17 protein-coding genes are annotated in these 17,855 nt (G+C 69.4%); 13 read left to right on the top strand and 4 right to left on the bottom strand.

From position 1 onward, the window contains the following. Window positions 1–10: 10 nt before the first annotated feature. Entirely contained in the window at window positions 11–1,102 is a 1,092-nt protein-coding gene (locus BMY74_RS07230) for an Rv2629 family ribosome hibernation factor (protein ID WP_143091471.1), read from the top strand. Here the strand turns inward: BMY74_RS07230 and BMY74_RS07225 are convergent, their stop codons facing one another. The 3 genes from BMY74_RS07225 to BMY74_RS07215 all read right to left on the bottom strand — a co-directional run bounded on the left by BMY74_RS07225 (window position 1,103) and on the right by BMY74_RS07215 (window position 4,546). Continuing rightward, window positions 1,103–2,728: an alpha-amylase family protein gene (locus BMY74_RS07225; protein WP_089911519.1), complete on the bottom strand. Its 1,626-nt coding sequence runs from the start codon at window positions 2,726–2,728 to the stop codon at window positions 1,103–1,105. It lies immediately after the preceding gene. Window positions 2,729–2,746: 18 nt separating this feature from the next. Continuing rightward, a complete protein-coding gene (locus BMY74_RS07220) occupies window positions 2,747–3,031 on the bottom strand; it encodes a hypothetical protein (protein ID WP_089911515.1) in 285 nt (94 codons plus the stop codon). Between the two features lie 126 nt (window positions 3,032–3,157). Then, window positions 3,158–4,546: a KamA family radical SAM protein gene (locus BMY74_RS07215; RefSeq protein ID WP_089911513.1), complete on the bottom strand. Its 1,389-nt coding sequence runs from the start codon at window positions 4,544–4,546 to the stop codon at window positions 3,158–3,160. Window positions 4,547–4,676: 130 nt separating this feature from the next. On the opposite strand from BMY74_RS07215, the gene BMY74_RS07210 reads away from it, so the two are divergent. Together BMY74_RS07210 and BMY74_RS07205 are read left to right on the top strand one after the other, a co-directional pair. Beyond that, the gene (locus BMY74_RS07210) at window positions 4,677–5,141 is read left to right on the top strand and encodes an FxsA family protein (RefSeq protein WP_089911510.1); all 465 of its coding nucleotides are present in this window, start codon (window positions 4,677–4,679) and stop codon (window positions 5,139–5,141) included. Further along, window positions 5,138–5,698: a GNAT family N-acetyltransferase gene (locus tag BMY74_RS07205; protein WP_089911507.1), complete on the top strand. Its 561-nt coding sequence runs from the start codon at window positions 5,138–5,140 to the stop codon at window positions 5,696–5,698. Before BMY74_RS07210 ends, BMY74_RS07205 begins: the two co-directional genes overlap by 4 nt. 12 nt (window positions 5,699–5,710) lie before the next feature. Here the strand turns inward: BMY74_RS07205 and BMY74_RS07200 are convergent, their stop codons facing one another. Next, window positions 5,711–6,106: an SsgA family sporulation/cell division regulator gene (locus BMY74_RS07200; protein ID WP_089911504.1), complete on the bottom strand. Its 396-nt coding sequence runs from the start codon at window positions 6,104–6,106 to the stop codon at window positions 5,711–5,713. Window positions 6,107–6,208: 102 nt separating this feature from the next. On the opposite strand from BMY74_RS07200, the gene BMY74_RS07195 reads away from it, so the two are divergent. From BMY74_RS07195 to BMY74_RS07150, 10 genes are all read left to right on the top strand, one after another. Continuing rightward, on the top strand, window positions 6,209–7,168 hold the full coding sequence (locus BMY74_RS07195; protein ID WP_089911501.1) for a TIGR03885 family FMN-dependent LLM class oxidoreductase: 960 nt from the start codon (window positions 6,209–6,211) through the stop codon (window positions 7,166–7,168). Then, the gene (locus tag BMY74_RS07190) at window positions 7,165–8,673 is read left to right on the top strand and encodes an alpha-amylase family protein (RefSeq protein ID WP_089911498.1); all 1,509 of its coding nucleotides are present in this window, start codon (window positions 7,165–7,167) and stop codon (window positions 8,671–8,673) included. Before BMY74_RS07195 ends, BMY74_RS07190 begins: the two co-directional genes overlap by 4 nt. 70 nt (window positions 8,674–8,743) lie before the next feature. Continuing rightward, window positions 8,744–9,754 (top strand): L-erythro-3,5-diaminohexanoate dehydrogenase, encoded by a 1,011-nt coding sequence (kdd, locus tag BMY74_RS07185; RefSeq protein ID WP_089911495.1) that lies wholly within the window; start codon window positions 8,744–8,746, stop codon window positions 9,752–9,754. Continuing rightward, complete coding sequence (locus BMY74_RS07180; RefSeq protein ID WP_218159567.1) at window positions 9,747–11,294, top strand: amidohydrolase; 1,548 nt, start codon at window positions 9,747–9,749, stop codon at window positions 11,292–11,294. Before kdd ends, BMY74_RS07180 begins: the two co-directional genes overlap by 8 nt. A gap of 3 nt (window positions 11,295–11,297) precedes the next feature. Next, complete coding sequence (gene kamD / locus BMY74_RS07175) at window positions 11,298–12,866, top strand: lysine 5,6-aminomutase subunit alpha (RefSeq protein WP_089911489.1); 1,569 nt, start codon at window positions 11,298–11,300, stop codon at window positions 12,864–12,866. Next, a complete protein-coding gene (gene kamE / locus BMY74_RS07170; protein WP_089911485.1) occupies window positions 12,863–13,615 on the top strand; it encodes a lysine 5,6-aminomutase subunit beta in 753 nt (250 codons plus the stop codon). Before kamD ends, kamE begins: the two co-directional genes overlap by 4 nt. Window positions 13,616–13,641: 26 nt before the next feature. Then, window positions 13,642–14,010 (top strand): 3-aminobutyryl-CoA ammonia lyase, encoded by a 369-nt coding sequence (gene kal / locus BMY74_RS07165; protein WP_245785954.1) that lies wholly within the window; start codon window positions 13,642–13,644, stop codon window positions 14,008–14,010. Between the two features lie 68 nt (window positions 14,011–14,078). After that, a complete protein-coding gene (locus BMY74_RS07160; RefSeq protein WP_089911478.1) occupies window positions 14,079–15,491 on the top strand; it encodes a DUF4331 domain-containing protein in 1,413 nt (470 codons plus the stop codon). A 16-nt stretch (window positions 15,492–15,507) separates the two neighbouring features. Further along, window positions 15,508–16,533: a tetratricopeptide repeat protein gene (locus tag BMY74_RS07155; protein WP_089911473.1), complete on the top strand. Its 1,026-nt coding sequence runs from the start codon at window positions 15,508–15,510 to the stop codon at window positions 16,531–16,533. Then, window positions 16,530–17,846 (top strand): nickel/cobalt transporter, encoded by a 1,317-nt coding sequence (locus BMY74_RS07150; protein WP_245785953.1) that lies wholly within the window; start codon window positions 16,530–16,532, stop codon window positions 17,844–17,846. Before BMY74_RS07155 ends, BMY74_RS07150 begins: the two co-directional genes overlap by 4 nt. Window positions 17,847–17,855: the final 9 nt, after the last annotated feature.

Raw genomic sequence — 17,855 nt, 5'->3', positions numbered from 1 at the left:
GTGCATGGACATGTCGAAACTGAAGGACATAGCCACGGCGCCCGGCCCGTTCGCGTCGGTCTACCTCGACGCGTCGCACGACACGGAGGACGCGGCCAAGGTCGCTGAACTGCGGTGGCGGGGACTTCGCGATCAGCTGGCGGGTCAGGGTGCGCCGGAGGAGACGCTCGCCGCGCTTGACGAGGCCGTGTCCTCGGCCGATCCACCGGCCGGCAAGGCCGGGCGCGTGCTGATCGCGTCGGGTACCCGTGTGCTGGTGGACCAGACGTTTCCGGTACCGCCTCCCGCCGACGTCACGAGGTTCTCGTCGTTGCCGGATCTGTTGCCGCTCGCGTCCTTCCTGCCGCCGCCGGTGTCGCACGTCGTCGTGGTGGCTGACTCGTCCGGTGCCGATCTGCACTCGTTCGACGGACGGGCGGAGCTGGTGAGCACCGTCCGCGGCAGGCAGCACCCGCTGCACAAGACCGGTGGCGGTGGGTGGGCGCACAGGCGGCTGCAGCAGCGCGTGGAGGACACGGTCAAGCACAACGTGAAGCAGGTCGCGGAGGAGGTCGAGCGGCTCGTGCGCGAGGTGCGCGCCGAGCTCGTCGTGCTCGGCGGCGAGGTGCAGGCGCGCAGTGCGGTGCGCCACGAACTCGACCTCGATGACGATCTGGTCGTGGAGGTCGAAGGTGCGGGGCTGGCCGGTGGCACTGACGACGAGGAGTTCGACAACGCCGTGCGCGCGCTCGTCGCGCAGCGCCAGCAGCAGCACGATGCCGAGGTCGTCGAACGGTTCCGGGCTGAGCTCGGCCGGGACGGGCTGGCGGTCGAGGGTCTCGCGCACGTGACGGATGCGCTGCGGCTGGCCAACGTGGACGCTCTGGTGGTGAACACCGACGTGCTCGCGGATCAGCTGGTGTGGACGAGTGGTCAGCCTGACCAGGTCGGTGCCGATGAGGTCAGCGTTCGGCAGGTCGTGGGCGATCCGGCCGCTGTGGAGCGCAACCGCGCGGATGACGCGTTGGCGCGGGCGGCGGCTGCGACAGGTGCGAGCGTCGTCGTCGGTGACGACATCGAGGTGCTGCAGGGCGTCGGCGCGATCCTGCGCCACCGCCCGTAGTCAGGACCACGGGATGTCCGCCAGGCGGATCCAGCGGAAGCCGTAGCCGTTGAGCCGCAAGGACAACAGGTCGACGTCGCTGTCGTAGACACCGTCGGCCACGACGTTCTGCGGTGGTTCTTCCTCGGCGGTCTGCGGTGGCACGGACACCTGGCACGGTTCCGGGCTCAGGTTGTGTGCGAAGAGCACGACTCCGCGCGGTCCGCGTGCCACGTGCACGAGGACGTGGGGTGGGCCGATATCGAGCACCTCATGCTCGCCGGTGGCGATCTCCTCGCACTCGCGGCGGGTGTGCAGGATGCGTTCGAACCAGGTGAGCAGGCTGTGCGGGTCGCTGCGCTGACGGGCCACGTTGATCTCGGCACAGCCGCGTGGTCCGGTGCTGATCACCGGCCTGATCAGTGCGTCCGCTCGGGAGAATCCGGCGTTCTTCGCGTCCGACCACTGCATCGGCGTGCGGATCGCCTCCCGTTCCGGCAGCGTCAGGTCCTCGCCCATGCCGATCTCGTCGCCGTAGCGCAGCACCGGGGTGCCGGGCAGGGTGAGCTGAAGGCTGTACGCGAGCTCCATCCGGCGGCGGTCACCGTCGAGCATCGACACCAACCGCCTGCGGATGCCCCGCCCGTACAACTGCATGTCCGGGTCAGGACCGAACGCGGCGAACACGTCGTCGCGCTCGTCCTGTCCCAGCCTGCCGAGATCGACCTCGTCGTGGTTGCGCAGGAACGTGGCCCATTGCGCGTTCTGCGGCAGGTCCGGCAGCTCGTGCAGCACGGTCGCGATCGGGTTGGCGTCGCCGCGTGCCAGTGCCAGCATCACCGCCTGGTTGAGCCGGAAACTGAACAGCATGAGCGCCCGGCTCGCCCGGTTGTCGCTGTGCCCGAAGTACTCCAGCACCTCGTGGTCCTCGACGTTGGCCTCGGCGAGCACGACCGCGTCCCTCCGTTGCCACGACGCCGTTTCCTGGATGTCGCGCAGCAGACCGAAGTCCTGACCGCGACTCGACGAGATCAGGAACGGTGCCGCGTCCACCCGGAACCCGGACACCCCGAGCCGGGCCCAGAAGCTGACGATCTTGCGGATCTCCGCACGCACCGCGGGGTGCTCCGCGCGCAGGTCTGGCTGGAAGCGGTAGAACCGGTGCCGGTACCAGGCCTCCGCCTGGTCGTCGTAGGTCCACGTTTCCGTTTCCACACCGGGGAAGACGGATCCCTCCCGCCGGTCCGCGGGCTCGGTGTCCGACCAGACGTACCAGTCGCGGAACGGCGAGTCGCGTCTGGAACGCGCGGCCTGGAACCACGGGTGCTCGTCACTGGTGTGGTTCACCACCAGATCCATCATGACCCGCACGCCCCGTTCGTCGGCGTGGTCGAGCAACTCGGCGAAGTCGCCGAGAGAGCCCAGTCTCGCGTCGACGGAGTAGTGGTCGGTGACGTCGTAGCCGCCGTCGCGGCGCGGCGACGGGTGGAACGGACTGAGCCACACCGTGTCCACACCGAGCCGGCACAGGTAGTCCAGGCGGCTCATGAGTCCCCGCAGGTCACCGACTCCGTCGCCGTCGGAGTCCTGGAACAGGCACACGTCCAGCGAGTAGATGACCCCGTTGCGATACCAGCGCTCCACCACGTCGCCAGGATCCTTCGCTCATTCCGCGCCCAGACGACGCCGCAGCTCCGGCAGGAACTCCGCGTCCTGGTCCGTCAGTGCGGCGGGATCGAGTTCGTGCGGGATCGCCGTGTTCGGCTCCCGGTCGAGCAGGTACCGCAGGATCTCCTCGACCAGAGCGGTTCCGTCCACCTCCAGCAGTGCGAGGTCGTCGAGGAAGTTGCGGGACAACACGACGTGGTGTGTGGTCGTCTCCGTGCCTTCGTGGACTTCCGCGGCGTACTCGTGATCGGCCATGGGCCTGACTCGGACCTCTGTGCTCATGGCGGCTATCTACCCGCGACCGGTCGACGCAAACGACCGCGAAGGTGTGGACCGACATGAGCGACCAGGCAAAAAGCCGAAGGGCCGTCTTCGGAAGATGTCCGAAAACGGCCCCGTCGTCACCTGTCAGGCCTGGTCGGCCCACCACTTCTGGCCGGTCTCGCCGAGGGTGGAGATCGGGTCGTAGTACGGGTAGCGCCGGTTCAACGCCTCCGGGTCCTCCAGCTCGATCCCGGTCCGGTAGTTCTTGGTCCAGTACGAAATCCCGAGCTCGCGGTCGTAGTCCTCGAGCTGGTGCACCCACCGCTTCCCGACGTACGGCACGTCGCACACGATCCGAGGCGTCGCATACCCCGGCAGGTAGCCCATGATCGCGTGCTGCAACTCCTGCGCCTCCCACACCGACACCCGCCAGTGCTCGGCGTTGGGGATCATGTCGCACATGTAGAAGTAGTACGGCAGGATGTTCGCTTCCCCTTGCAGTGCAAAGCAAAGGTCCAGCAGGTCGTCCGGCGTCGCGTTGACGCCCTTCATCAGCACGCCCTGGTTGCGGACGTCCCGCACACCCACCTCGAGCGCGGTGCGGGCGGCCTCGGCGACTAGGGGCGTCACGGACTGGGCGTGGTTCACGTGCGTGTGGATGGCGAGGTTCACGCCGCGGCGTGAGGCCGTGCGGGCCACTCGCTCCAGGCCCTCGACGACTCGGGGCTGGAGCCAGTGCTGGGGCAGGCCGGCCAGGGCCTTCGTCGCCAGGCGGACGTCTCGGACCGTGTCGATGTCCAGGACGCGCATGAGGAACGACTCGAGTTGCGGCCACGGCACGTTCGCCACGTCGCCGCCGGAGACCACCACGTCGCGGACGCCCGGGGTCTTCTTCAGGTACTCGATCATCTGGTCCTGGCGGTCGACCGGCTTGAGCGAGAGCTTGTGCTTGTCGATCAGCGGCGTGGAGTTGCCGACCAGGTCCATGCGGGTGCAGTGGCCGCAGTACTGCGGGCAGGTCGACACCATCTCGGCGAGGACCTTGGTGGGGTAGCGGTGGGTGAGGCCCTCCACCACCCACATCTCCGCCTCGTGCAACGAGTCGCGCTGCGAGTGCGGGTGGGACGGCCACCGGGCGTCGCGGTCCGAGGCGACCGGGAGCATGTAGCGGCGGACCGGGTCGTTCAGGAACGCCTCGGTGAAGGCGTCGGGGGTCAGGGGTGCGTCGACCGCCATCGTGTTGAACATCTGCGGCGGGATCAGCATCGACATCGTCGCGAAGGCGTCCATGTCCGCGGCGAGGTCGTCGTAGAACCTGTCGGTGAGCAGGTCGCCCGCGACCTTGCGGAGCTGCTTCACGTTCTTGACGCAGTTCACGCGTTGCCACTGGGCGTCGCGCCACTGCGCTTCGGTCACGTGCGACCAGCCGGGGAAGCGTCGCCAGTCGGGTTCGACCAGCTCACGGCGGACGTACGTGTACGGCTGGCGGTCCAGCCGCTCCAGCGCCGTGGGGGCGTCGTGCAGCGCGGTCATCCGTACTCCTCAGCGTCGAGGTCGCGTGAAGATATCCTGTCATACCGCTAGGCTGCCGTAAATATTTCAGCTCAACGCCTGGTCGCGGGGCGGTGGGGAGCAAACTGGCGGCGTGGTGCGTTGAGCAGGTATGCCCCTCTTCGCGCTGCTGCTGATCGGCTTCTTCGCCGAGATCGCGGTCCTCGTCGCCGTCGGCAACGCCATCGGCGGGCTCTGGGTGATCGCCCTGCTCCTGCTCAGCACCCTCGTCGGGTTGTCGCTGGTGCGCCGCCAGGGCGCGCAGACGATGGCGGCGTTCCGCGAGTCGGTGTTCCGGCGCCAGGAACCGCACCAGGAGATGGCCGACGGCGTGCTGATCGCGACGGCCGGTGCGCTGATCATGGTGCCGGGCTTCATCAGCGACGTCGTCGCGTTGTTCCTGCTCTTCCCGCCCACGCGGAGGTTGGTCAGCAGGCGGATCGCCCGCAAGGCGGAGGCGGCGGCGCTCAAGTTCGAGCACGAACGCCGCTTCGGCGCCGGTCAGGTCGTCGAGGGCGAGATCGTCGACGTCGAGACCGACCCGGTCGTCATCACGGAGCGGCGCGAGATCCGGTGATCCGCGCGTACCAGCCCGGCGACCTGGACGCGCTCTACGACATCTGCCTCGACACCGGCGACGGTGGCCGGGGCGCGCGTCACCTGTTCGAGGACCCGCGCCTGATGGGTCACGCCTACGTCGGCCCGTACGTGGCGTTCGAGCCCGATCTGGTGTTCGTGGCGGAGGACGACGAGGGCGTCTGCGGTTATGCGCTCGCGACGGCCGACACGGAGGCCTTCGAGGACCGCTGCGACCGCGACTGGTGGCCTGACCTGCGCGTCCGCTACCCGTTGACGCCGGAGCCGAACCGGATCGTGCGGCAGATCCACGCACCGGCCCGCGTCGACTCGATGCTGATCAAGGACTACCCGGCCCACCTGCACGCGAACCTGCTGCCGCGCGCGAAGGGGCAGGGGTTCGGCGGCACGCTGGTGCGCACCGTGCTCGAACGCCTCGAGAAGGGCGTCCATGTGCACGTGCGGCACCACAACACACACGCGATCGGCTTCTGGGAGCACCTCGGGTTCCGCGTGATCGACTCCGCGGACAAGCTGGTGCTCGGCCTGCGCCTGTAGGGGACACACGCTCTAACCGAGCAGGTCCTTCAGCAGCAGGTCGAAGTCGAGGACCTCCTGGCCCGCGGGCACGGCGGCATAGGTCGACTTCAGGAACCGGCGCAGCTCCTCCGCCGACAGGTGGAACACCGCGTGCGAGTCCTCGGTCAGCAGTTCCAGCACCAGGACGTCGCCGTCCGCCGGACGCAGCCGCACGTCGCCGAGCCCGGTGGGGGAGAGCAGGCCCTCCGAGAGCAACGCGCGCCCGACGAGCCAGGTCGACTCCTGGTCGCGCGTGTGAAAACGCAGGGTCACGGCATGCGGATCGTCTGATCGGTACTGGAGGTCGACGTCCATCGGCTCGGCCGAACCGTCGGGCCTGATGAACTCGACGACGGTGGCGGTGCCGAGCCTGGTCTCGTTGAACATCGCCGTTCCTCCTCCGCGGTGAGGGTGCCTGCACTCCACACGGCTCCCGGTTCGGATCGGTTCAACGCTTCCTCGAAGAAGCTTTTGGGTACTTCGAAGCGCATGACCGTTTACGGCATCCACGCGTCACATGAGCAGATCCACCCATCCGGTCTGTTGGCCGCCGTGCGCCGCGCCGAGGAGGCCGGGTTCGGCGCCGCCATGAGCTCCGACCACTTCTCGCCGTGGAGCGCGCGCCAGGGCCAGTCCGGGTTCGCCTGGTCCTGGCTCGGCGCGGCGCTGCAGGCAACGAACCTGCCGTTCGGCGTGGTCACGGCCCCCGGCCAGCGCTACCACCCGGCGATCACGGCCCAGGCGATCGGCACGCTCGCCGCGATGTACCCCGGCCGGTTCTGGGCGGCGCTCGGCACCGGTGAGGCGAGCAACGAGCACATCACCGGCGACGGCTGGCCCCGCAAGGACGTCCGCACGCGACGGCTGCGCGAGTGCGTCGACGTCATCCGCGCGCTCCTGCGCGGTGAGGAGGTCAGCCACGACGGCCTGGTCACGGTCGACCGCGCGAAGCTGTGGACGCTGCCGGACGAGGTGCCGCTGCTGATCGGCGCCGCGGTGAGCCCCGCGACGGCCCGGTGGTGCGCCGAGTGGGCGGACGGGTTGATCACCGTCAACGCGTCGCCCGAGCGGCTGAAGGAGGTCGCGAGCGCCTACCGGGACGCCGGCGGCCGGGGCAAGCTCCACCTCCAGGTGCACCTGAGCTGGGACCCCGACGAGGACACAGCCCTCGCCACGGCGCACGAGCAGTGGCGCAGCAACGTCTTCCAGCCGCCCGTCTGCTGGGACCTGGAGATGACCGACCACTTCGACGTCGTCTCCGAACGCGTCACGCCGGAGCAGGTCGCCGAGGTCGTGAACGTCTCCTCCGACCTGAAGTGGCACGCCGAGCAGCTCAACTCCTACGAGGAGCTCGGCTTCGAGGAGATCTACCTGCACCACGTGGGCCAGGACCTGACCCCGTTCGTCGACGCGTTCGGCGAGCACGTGTTACCGGAGGTGAGCGCGTGATCCGCACGTCCGACGTCTGGTGGAAGAACGCCGTCCTCTACTGCCTCGACATCGAAACGTTCAGCGACGAGGGCTTCCGCGGTGCCACGGAACGCATCGACCACCTTCACGCCTTGGGCGTCACGTGTGTGTGGTTGATGCCCTTCTACCCGACGGCGGAACGCGACGACGGCTACGACATCACCGACTTCTACAACGTCGACCCACGCCTTGGATCGCTCGGTGACTTCGTGGAGTTCGTGCGCGCCGCACGGGACAGAGGCATGCGCGTGATCGCCGACCTCGTCGTCAACCACACCTCCGACCAGCACCCGTGGTTCCACGACCCGGCCAAGCGCGACTGGTACGTCTGGGCCGACGAGCCGCAGGAGGACGGGCCGCAGGGGATCACCTTCCCCGACAAGGAGGACAGCCTCTGGGAGTACTCGGAGGAGGTCGGCCGCTACTACCTGCACCGCTTCTACAAGCACCAGCCCGACCTCAACGTCAGCAACCCCGAGGTGCGCGACGAGATCGCCCGGATCATGGGCTTCTGGATGGAACTGGGGCTGAGCGGGTTCCGCGTCGACGCCGTCCCGTTCCTGCTGGAGCACAACGACCCCAAGGACGCCATCAAGCTGCCCGACCCGCACGACTACCTCACGGACCTGAGGGCGTTCCTCAACCGCCGCAACGGCGAGGGCGTGCTGCTCGGCGAGGTGAACCTGCCGTACAAGGACACGATGCCCTTCTACGGCCAGGGCGTCGGCGACGAGCTCACGATGTGCTTCGACTTCGTCGGCATGCAGGCGATGTACCTGGCCCTGGCGCGGAAGTCGACCGGTCCGCTGGTCAAGGCCCTGCAGGAACGTCCGAAACCGCCGCGAGACGGCCACTGGGCCACGTTCGTCCGCAACCACGACGAGCTGACCCTGGACAAGCTGCCGCCCGACGAACGCCAGGAGGTCTTCGACGCGTTCGGCCCCGACCCGGACATGCAGCTCTACGGACGCGGCCTGCGCCGGCGCCTGCCCGGCATGCTCGACGGCGACCAGCGCCGCATCCGCATGGTCTACAGCCTCCTGTTCACCCTGCCGGGCACGCCGGTGCTCTTCTACGGCGAGGAGATCGGCCTGGAGGAGGACCTGTCGCTGGAAGGCAGGCTCGCGGTCCGGGTGCCGATGGACTGGGAGGCGGCGGGGGAGCAGCGCCACGACCCGGACTCGCTGTTGACGTGGATGCGGCAGCTGGTCGAGTGCTACCGCGAGTGTCCCGAGCTGGCGTGGGGCGAGGTGCAGGTGCTCGACGTCGGCGATCCGTCCGTCTTCGCCCACCGCGCCGACTGCGACGGCGGCGCCGTGATCGTCGTGCACAACTTCGCCGACCAGGACGTGACCGTGCGCGTTCCGGCCGAGGGGGTGCTCACGAACGTGCTCACCGGCGAGGACGTGAAGCCGGCGAAGACCGGGGCCAAGGTCGACCTGGCGCCCTACGACTGCCACTGGTTCCGCCTGAACGTCGAGTGATACTTGCGCAGTCTTTACGCTTCACGTGAAGATATCTTCGAGACAGCGTCGTCGACCGAAGGATTTTCGCGTGAGCGCGTACGGACTGCACCGTGTCCTCGACCCCGCCGGCGTCCTGCCGCAGCAGGCGTGGCGGCTCGACGCGGAACCCGTGCCCGCCGCGGACGAGGTGGTCGTCGCGGTCGAGCGGCTCAACCTCGACGCGGCGTCGTTCCGGCAGCTCAGGGAGCAGCACGGCAGCGGCGCCGCGGTCCGGCAGGCCGTGCTCGACATCGTCGCCGAGCGCGGCAAGATGCAGAACCCCGTCACCGGATCGGGCGGCATGCTGCTCGGCACCGTCCTCGAGGTCGGGCCGGAGTCGCCGCTCGGGCTGAAGGCGGGCGACCGGATCGCGACGCTGGTCAGCCTCACGCTGACGCCGCTGAAGATCAACGACGGCCTGCAGGACTGGGACGGCGAGGACGAGCAGGTGCCGTGCCGCGGGACCGCCGTGCTGTTCGGGCGGTCCATCGCGGCCGTGCTGCCGGACGACATGCCGAACGAGCTGGCGCTGTCCGTGCTCGACGTGTGCGGTGCACCGGCGCTGACCGACCGTGTGGTGCGCAAGCACCCTGGTGGGTCGGTGCTGGTGCTCGGCGGTGGAGGCAAGTCCGGGTCGCTTTCTCTCGCGGCCGCGCGTCAGGCCGGAGCGTCGCGCCTCGTCGCGTTGGTGCCGACGGAACGTGAGGCCGCGCAGGTCCGTGAATCCGGCCTCGCCGACGAGGTCGTGATCGCGGACGCACGCAATCCGGTCGCTGTGGCGGAGGCCGTGGGCAAGCAGGTCGACGTCACGGTCGTGTGCGTGGACGTGCCCGGATGCGAGCACGGCGCCATCCTCGCGACCGCGGACGGTGGCACGGTGATCTTCTTCTCGATGGCCACCTCGTTCAGCGCCGCCGCTCTGGGAGCGGAGGGTCTCGCGGCCGACGTGGAGATGATCGTCGGCAACGGCTATGTGCCCGGTCACGCCCGGTTCGCGTTGGACCTGGTCCGCAGTCAGCCGGGTGTGCGGGCGCTGTTCGAGCAACGGCAGACTGCGTGACGTGAGTACGCAACTTTTGGTCGGCGGCCGCATCTACGCACCGGATGCGACGGCGATGGCCGTCACGGACGGTGTCGTCGTGTGGATCGGGCAGGACTCGGTCGGACGCGCGCTGCACCCCGACGCCGAGGTCATCGAGCTGGACGGCGCCTTCGTCGCGCCCGCGTTCGTCGACGCGCACGTGCACGCCACGTCCGCCGGTCTGCTCCTGACCGGCCTCGACCTGACCCGCACGTCCTCCGCGGACGAGCTGCTGCAGCAGGTCCGCGACGCCGAGGGGCCCCTCGTGTGGGGTCACGGGTGGGACGAGACGCGCTGGCAGGAGAACCGCCCGCCGACGCGCGCCGAGATCGACGAGGCCGCCGGGGGCAAGACGGTCTACCTCTCGCGCATCGACGTGCACTCGGCCCTGGTCTCCTCCGACCTGGTCACCGACGAGGCCCGTACCGCCGACGGCTACTCGGAGGACGGCCCTCTCTCGCGTGCCGCACACCACCACGTGCGCGGCACGGCGAAAGCCGCCATCACCTCCGAACAGCGTCAAGCGGCCCAACTGGCGTTCCTGCGCCACGCGGCGTCACAGGGCATCGCGTCCGTGCACGAGTGCGCGGGCCCGGACATCTCCGGCGAGGACGACCTGCGTGAGCTGCTCGCGCACACCGAGGGCCCCGAGGTCATGGCCTACTGGGGCGCCCACGAACTGCCGGACGTCCCGGTGCGCGGCCTCGCGGGCGACCACTTCGTCGACGGCGCGATCGGCTCCCGCACCGCGGCCCTGACCGAGCCCTACGCCGACGCCGACACGTCCGGAGCGCTCTACCTGGACGCCCGCCAGATCGCCGACCACCTGGTCAAGTGCACCGAACTCGGCGTGCAGGCCGGGTTCCACGTCATCGGCGACGCGGGCATGGCCGCCGTCGTCGAGGGCTTCGCGATCGCGGAGAAGGCGCTCGGCACGCCCGAACTGGCCTCGGCCCGCCACCGCCTCGAACACGTCGAGATGGTGACGAAGGAGCAGGCCGAGAAACTGGCCGGGTGGGGCGTCATCGCCTCCGTGCAGCCGCTGTTCGACGCCGAGTGGGGCGGTCCGGACGGCATGTACGCGCAGCGGCTCGGGGCCGAGCGCGGAGTGGGGCTGAACCCCTTTTCCCGTCTCGCCGCCGCCGGCGTGGTGCTCGCGTTCGGGTCGGACACCCCGGTGACCGCCATCGACCCGTGGGCCGCCGTCAAGGCCGCCGTGCACCACAAGACCGACGGCCACGGCGTTTCGCCCCGTGCCGCCTTCACCGCCCACACGCGTGGCGGCTGGCGCGCGGCGGGCGTGGACGACGGCCTGACCGGCACGTTGCAGCCCGGCGCGCCCGCGACGTACGCGGTGTGGGAGACCGGTGACCTGGTCGTCGCCGGAAGTGACGCCCGCGTGCAGCGCTGGTCGACCGACCCGCGTTCGGGCGTGCCCGGACTGCCCGACCTCACCGGTCCCGCGCCCGTCTGCGTGCGGACCGTGCTGAACGGCCGGACTATCTACGAAAGGAAGTGACACGTGGCGTTGCTCGACCTCGATCCGAAGGTGGTCGCCACCGCGCGCAGGCTCGCGGCGCGGGCGGCCGAACCGGTGGTGTCCCTCGCGAAGGCGCACACCACCGTCGCCGTCGAGCGCGCCACCCTCCGCCTCGCGGGCATCACCGGCGCGGACTCGACGCACCGCGCCGGTGACGTCCCGTGGGTCAACCGCGTGATCGACACGGTCCGCGAGCAGTGCGGACTCGAGCACGGCGTGGTGCTGCCCGCGTTCCACGCGTTGAAGCAGCACGACCTCGGCACGCTCACCGAACTCGCCGAGGCCACGGCCGCGGGACAGGTCCAGTTCACGATCCCGACCGGCAAGGACCTGACGGCGGCCCGGAAAGCCTCCACGTCCGCTGTCGCGAAGGGACTGAAGACGGTCGACCGCAACCGGGCCCAGCGCGACAAGCTCGTCGCCAAGTGGGGCGACCCGGCGCAGCGCCCGTGGATCTACCTGATCGTCGCGACCGGTGACATCGACGAGGACGTCGTCCAGGCCCAGAACGCGGCCCGTGCCGGTGCCGACATCATCGCGGTCATCCGCTCGACCGGGCAGTCGCTGCTCGACTACGTGCCGGAAGGTGCCACGCACCACGGGTTCGCGGGCACCTATGCCACGCAGGAGAACTTCCGGATCATGCGCGCGGCCCTCGACGACGTGTCGAAGGAGGTCGGCCGGTACGTGCGGCTGACCAACTACGCGTCCGGCCTGTGCATGCCCGAGATCGCCGTCCTGGCCGGGCTCCAGCGCCTCGACATGATGCTGAACGACTCGATGTACGGGATCCTGTTCCGCGACATCAACCCGATCCGCACGTTCGTCGACCAGCGCTTCTCCCGCCAGGTCCACGCCCGCGCGGGCATCATCATCAACACCGGCGAGGACAACTACCTCACCACCGCGGACGCCGTCGACGCCGCGCACACCGTCACCGTCTCCCAGCTCCTGAACGAGCACTTCGCCCACGAGGCGGGACTGCCCGACCACCTGCTGGGCCTCGGTCACGCCTTCGAGATCAACCCGAAGGTGCCCGACTCCTTCCGCCTCGAACTGGCGCACGCCCTGCTGGCGCGGGAACTCTTCCCGGACGCGCCGCTCAAGTGGATGCCGCCGACCAAGCACATGACCGGCGACGTCTTCGACGGCTACCTGCTGGACGGGTTCTTCAACCTCGCGGGTGTCCTGACAGGACAGTCCATCCTGCTCGTCGGCATGATGACCGAGGCGGTCGTGACGCCGTTCCTCTCGGACCGGGACCTGGCCCTGAAGAACGTCCGGTATGTGCTCAACGCGGCGGGCAGCCTGGCCGAGGACTTCCGCCCCGCGCCGGACGGCCTCATCGTCAAGCGCGCGCACCAGGTGCTCGGCGAGGCCGTCGACCTGTTGGAGCGCATCGTCGACGACGGCCTGCTCAATGCCATCGCCGACGGCACGTTCGGCCTGATGAAGCGCCCGGCGGACAAGGGCAAGGGCGCGGACGGCGTCGTCGAGAAGGCCGAGACGTACTTCAACCCCGCGAGCGAGATGCTGGAGGCCGCGCGGTGAGCGACACGAAGAAGTACGTGCGGCCGTACGGCGACACCACGGGCGACGGCATGATCCAGACGTCCTTCACGCTGCCGATCCCCTTCGGCCCCAAGGCGGACGGCGCGGCGCTGCAGCTCGCGAACAAGATGGGCATGGACCCCGCGATGGTGGTCCACTCGAACCCGATCGGCGACGACTTCACGTTCTTCGTCGTCTACGGCTCGGTGAAGCACCTCGTGGACCTCGACGAGGTCAAGGTCGTCGAACGCGAGTACCCGCTGCTGTCACCGTCCGAAGTGAACAGTGCGGTGAAAAAGGTTTTGCGGCGCAAGCTCGTTGTCGTCGGCGGATGCATCGGCACGGACGCGCACACCGTCGGCATCGACGCGATTCTCAACATCAAGGGCTTCGCGGGCGAGAAGGGCCTCGAGTACTACCGCGAGCTGAAGGTCGTGAACCTCGGCGCGCAGGTGAGCGTTCCCGAGCTCGTCCGCAGCGCCCGCACCGAGAAGGCCGACGCCGTGCTGATCTCCCAGGTCGTCACCCAGCGGGACGCGCACATCCTGAACACGCAGGAGATGTCCGCGGCGTTCCGCGAGGCGATGGGGGACAGGCGTCCGCTGCTGGTCGCCGGCGGCCCGCGGTTCGACCCGCTGATGGCGGGTGAGCTGGGGGTTGACCGGGTGTTCTCCCGGGGTACCACGCCGGGCGAGGTCGCGAGCTACCTGGTGCACGCGATGCAGGCAAAGAGAGGGGTCGCCGCGTGAGCGGGGCTTTGGTCGAAGGTTTCTCGGTGACTCACCGCCGTTACGTGCCGCATTCGCACGCGCATTACGGCGGCAACCTGGTGGACGGGGCCTACGGGCTCGGCATGTTCGGGGACGTGGCGACCGAGCTGCTGATCCACACGGACGCCGACGAGGGGTTGTTCGCGGGCTACAGCTCGGTCGAGTTCGCGGCGCCGATCCAGGCCGGTGACGTCGTCGAGGCGACGGCGACGCTGGTGCGCATCGGAAAGCGGTCGCGGGAGATCGAGTTCGAGGCGCGGGTGGTGTGCCGTTCGGCGCCCGAACGCGGTCCTTCGGCGGCGGGCGTACTGCCTGAGCCGATTGTCGTAACGCGCGCCCGTGGCACGGTCGTCGCGCCGAAAGCCGCGGAATAACAAGAAAATTCAGTTCGAACCGCCTGGCGTCCTGCTTCGAATCCCCGCCGTGGGAAGGGAGCAGGACGATGCCAAGTAGCAACAAACAGCGATTACGCCGGGGTGCGATCGCCGCGGCCGTGGTCGCGGTGGCGGCGGCGATACCGGCGGCACAGGCCTCCAGCCACCGCGAGGCACCGCTGATCGCCGCGGACCCGTCGGTCGACAACACCGACGTGTACGCCTTCACGAGCCCTGACAAGCCGGACACAGTGACGCTCGTCGCGAACTGGTTCGGGGTGCAGGAACCCAACGGTGGCCCCAATTACTACCCGTGGGCGACGGACGCGCGGTACGACCTCAACGTCGACTCCGACGGCGACGCCGTGCCGGACAAGACGTTCCGCTTCACGTTCACCACGGACGACCGGCGGGGCAAGGCGAACACCTTCCTCTACAACAACGGGCCGGTCACGTCGATCAACGACGACAACCTGTTGTTCCGCCAGAACTACACGCTCGAACTCGTCGAACCGGGCAAGACCACCCAGCTCGTCAAGGGCGGCCGCGCGGCTCCGTCGAACACCGGCCCCGCGTCGTTCCCGAACTTCGGCGCGATCAGGGACCAGGCGACGGCGAAGATCCCCGGTGGCGGCCAGGTCTACGTGGGACCGTCCGAGGACTCGTTCTTCCTGGACCTGCGGGTGTTCGACCTCCTCTACGGCGGGAACCTGAAGGAGGTCAACCAGGACACCCTGATGGGCTACAACGTCAACACCATCGCCATCCAGGTGCCCAAGACGATGCTCGCGCTGAAGGGCGACCCGAAGCGCAACCCGGTGATCGGCGTCTGGAGCGACACCGAGCGCCGCACGCTGAAGCTCGACCCCGGCAAGGCGACCCCGCAGGGCAATTTCGTGCAGGTGTCGAGGCTCGGCAACCCGCTGGTCAACGAGGTGGTGTCGTCCGCGCCGCTCAAGGACGCGTTCAACGGCCTCGAACCCGTGAACGACGCGAAGGTCCAGGCGCTGCTGGACCGGGTCAACGACCCGGAACTGGCACGGCTGATCCAGACGATCTACGGCATCCCCGCGCCGAAGACGCCCCGCGCCGACCTGGTCGAGATCTTCCTGACCGGCATCACCACGAAGGCCGGCGGCCCGATCAAGACCGATCTCAACTCGCAGCTGAACAACGCCGACGTGGACCCGAAGCGGTTCCAGCCGTCGGAGATGTTGCGGCTCAACATGTCCACGCCGGTGACCCGCAACCCGAACCGGCTCGGCGTGCTCGGCGGCGACCTCCAGGGGTTCCCGAACGGGCGCAGGCTCACCGACGACGTCGTGGACATCGAGATCCAGGCCGTGGTCGGAGCGGCGTTGACCGGCAAGCTCGTGCCGGCGCTCGCCAAGGGTGACCGCGTGAACGGCAACGACGTTCGCTTCGGTGACCGCTTCCCGTACGTCGGACTGCCGAGCAACCAGGCGGTCAACTCCCGCTAGACGAGGGTGCCCTCACATGTGGAAACCACTTCCGCTGCTGGCTGCCCTTCTGGCCGTCGCCGCCTGCGCTCCCCCGCAGGCGGCGACACCCGCCGCCACGCAGACCTCCTCCCTGCAGCGCAACGCCGAGGCGTTGCAGGCCAAGCTCCGCCGAACCCCTCAGGACGCCGCCGCGTGGGCCCAGCTCGGGGCCACGCACGTCGAGCTCGCCCGCGTCACGTTCGACCCCCAGCACCACCCCCGCGCCGAGAAGGCGCTCACCGAGTCGTTGCGGCTCAAGCCGGAAGGCAACGGTGAGGCGTTCGTCGGCCGCGGAGCACTGGCGAACGCCCGGCACGAGTTCGCCGCCGCCCGCGACTGGGGACAGCGCGCGGTGGCGGTCCTGCCGGACTCCGCCGCGGCCCAGGGCGTGCTCGTCGACGCGCTGACGCAGCTCGGTGACGACGCTGGTGCATCCGTTGCACTGCAACGCATGCTGGACCTGCGGCCGGGCGTGGCCTCGTTCACCCGGGCCGCCTACCACTTCGAGCTGCACGGCCGTCTGGACGAGGCGCGCGGGGCGATGGAGCGGGCACTGGAGTCCGCGACGACACCCGACCAGGCCGAGTTCTGCCGGCTGCACCTGGACGAGCTGGCCGGGCGCGACCGTCCACCGGAGACCTACCGCGAGCTGGTGTCGAAAGCGCCGTCGCCGGAACACCTCGTCAAGTACGGCAAAGCGCTCGACAAGGCGGGCAGGTCCGTCGAGGCGCGGGCGCAGTACGACCTGGCGTTGCAGCAGCTGCGCGCGCTGGGAGGCGACGACCTCACCGCGGCGTTGATCGCGGCGGACCACGGTGATCCCGCCGAGGCGTTGCGGTTCGCGGAGAAGGAGTGGGCGAAGCGGCAGAGCGTCTTCACGGCGGACGCCCTCGCCTGGGCCCTGCACGTCAACAAGCGTTCGGCGGAGGCGCTGCCGTACTCGGACAGGGCCGTCGCCCTGGGCTGGCGCGATCCCGAGGTCCTGCGGCACCGCGAGGCGATCCTGGGGAGTCTGCGATGAGGGTGTTCCTGCTGGTGCTGTTCGGGATGCTGTTGACGGGCGGGGTGGCGCAGGCCCACCCGCTGAGCAACCTGAGCGTGAACCACTACGACGGGCTGAAGGTGTTCCCCGACCGGATCGAGCTGCGGTCCGTCGTGGACAGTGCGGAGATCCCCACACTGCAGGACAGGGAGTTCGTCGACGCCCGCAAGCGCTGTGCGGAACGCGCGAAGTCGCTGGACGCGATGGCCGACGAGCAACGGCTCCGGTTCGAGGTGCTCGACGCGGACGTCGTGCGCCCGCCGGGGGAGGCAGGCCTGCCCACGATGCGCCTGACGTGCGAGTACACGGCTCCGCTGCCGGCACGTGGCGAGGTCGAGGTGACGTTCAGCGACTCGTACCTCGAGAACAAGCCCGGCTGGCGCGAGATCACCGTCATCGGTGTCGACATGGCGGTGTCGGGAGCGCCGTCGGACTCGGTGAGCAACGAACTGCGCACCTACCCGGACGACCTGCTGTCGTCCCCGCTGGACGTCCGGGCGGTGCGGTTCCTGGCACAACCGGGTGAGGGGTCCGCCGTGACCGCGCCCGGAGTTGTAGGTGAAGCCACGAAGGCGGCCGTCGGACTGGTGGGTGATCTCACCCCGGTGGTCGGAATCGGTGCGGTCCTGCTGTCTCTGGTGCTGGGGGCGTCGCACGCGGCGCTGCCCGGCCACGGCAAGACCGTGATGGCCGCCTACCTGGCGGGTTCGCGAGGAACCCGCCGCGACGCATTCCTCGTGGGAGCCACGGTCACCATCACCCACACGGCGGGGGTACTGGTGCTGGGGCTGCTGCTCAGCGCGTCCAGCGCGATCGCGGGCGAGTCGGTGTTGCGCTGGCTCGGCATCGCGAGCGGCCTGCTGGTCGCGGTGATCGGAGGAGTGCTGCTCCGCTCGGCGGTGCCGGCACGTGGTCGCAAGCGGCACGACCACGGACATGGTCATGGGCACGGTCATGGACACGGCCACGGACATGGTCATGGGCACCGCCGGGCGGGGCTCGTCGGAATGGGGGTGGCGGGCGGCCTGGTGCCGTCCCCCTCCGCTCTCGTCGTGCTGCTGGGCGCCATCGCGCTCGGCCGCACCTGGTTCGGCGTGGTGCTGGTGCTCGCCTACGGCCTCGGCATGGCGGCGACGCTGACCGCCGCGGGCCTGCTGCTCGTCTCGCTGCGGGACCGGTTCGGGCCGCGCCTGGCCCGTTTCCGCAGGCTCACGGACCTCACGCCGCTCGGCACCGCGGCACTGGTGATGGCAGTCGGAATCGGGCTGGCCACGCGCGCGCTGGCCGGTTGACCAAGGAGA

Origin of the sequence: Lentzea albida, from assembly GCF_900111005.1 — a bacterium.
GTDB lineage: Bacteria > Actinomycetota > Actinomycetes > Mycobacteriales > Pseudonocardiaceae > Lentzea > Lentzea albida.
This window is presented reverse-complemented; position numbering and strand designations above follow the sequence as displayed.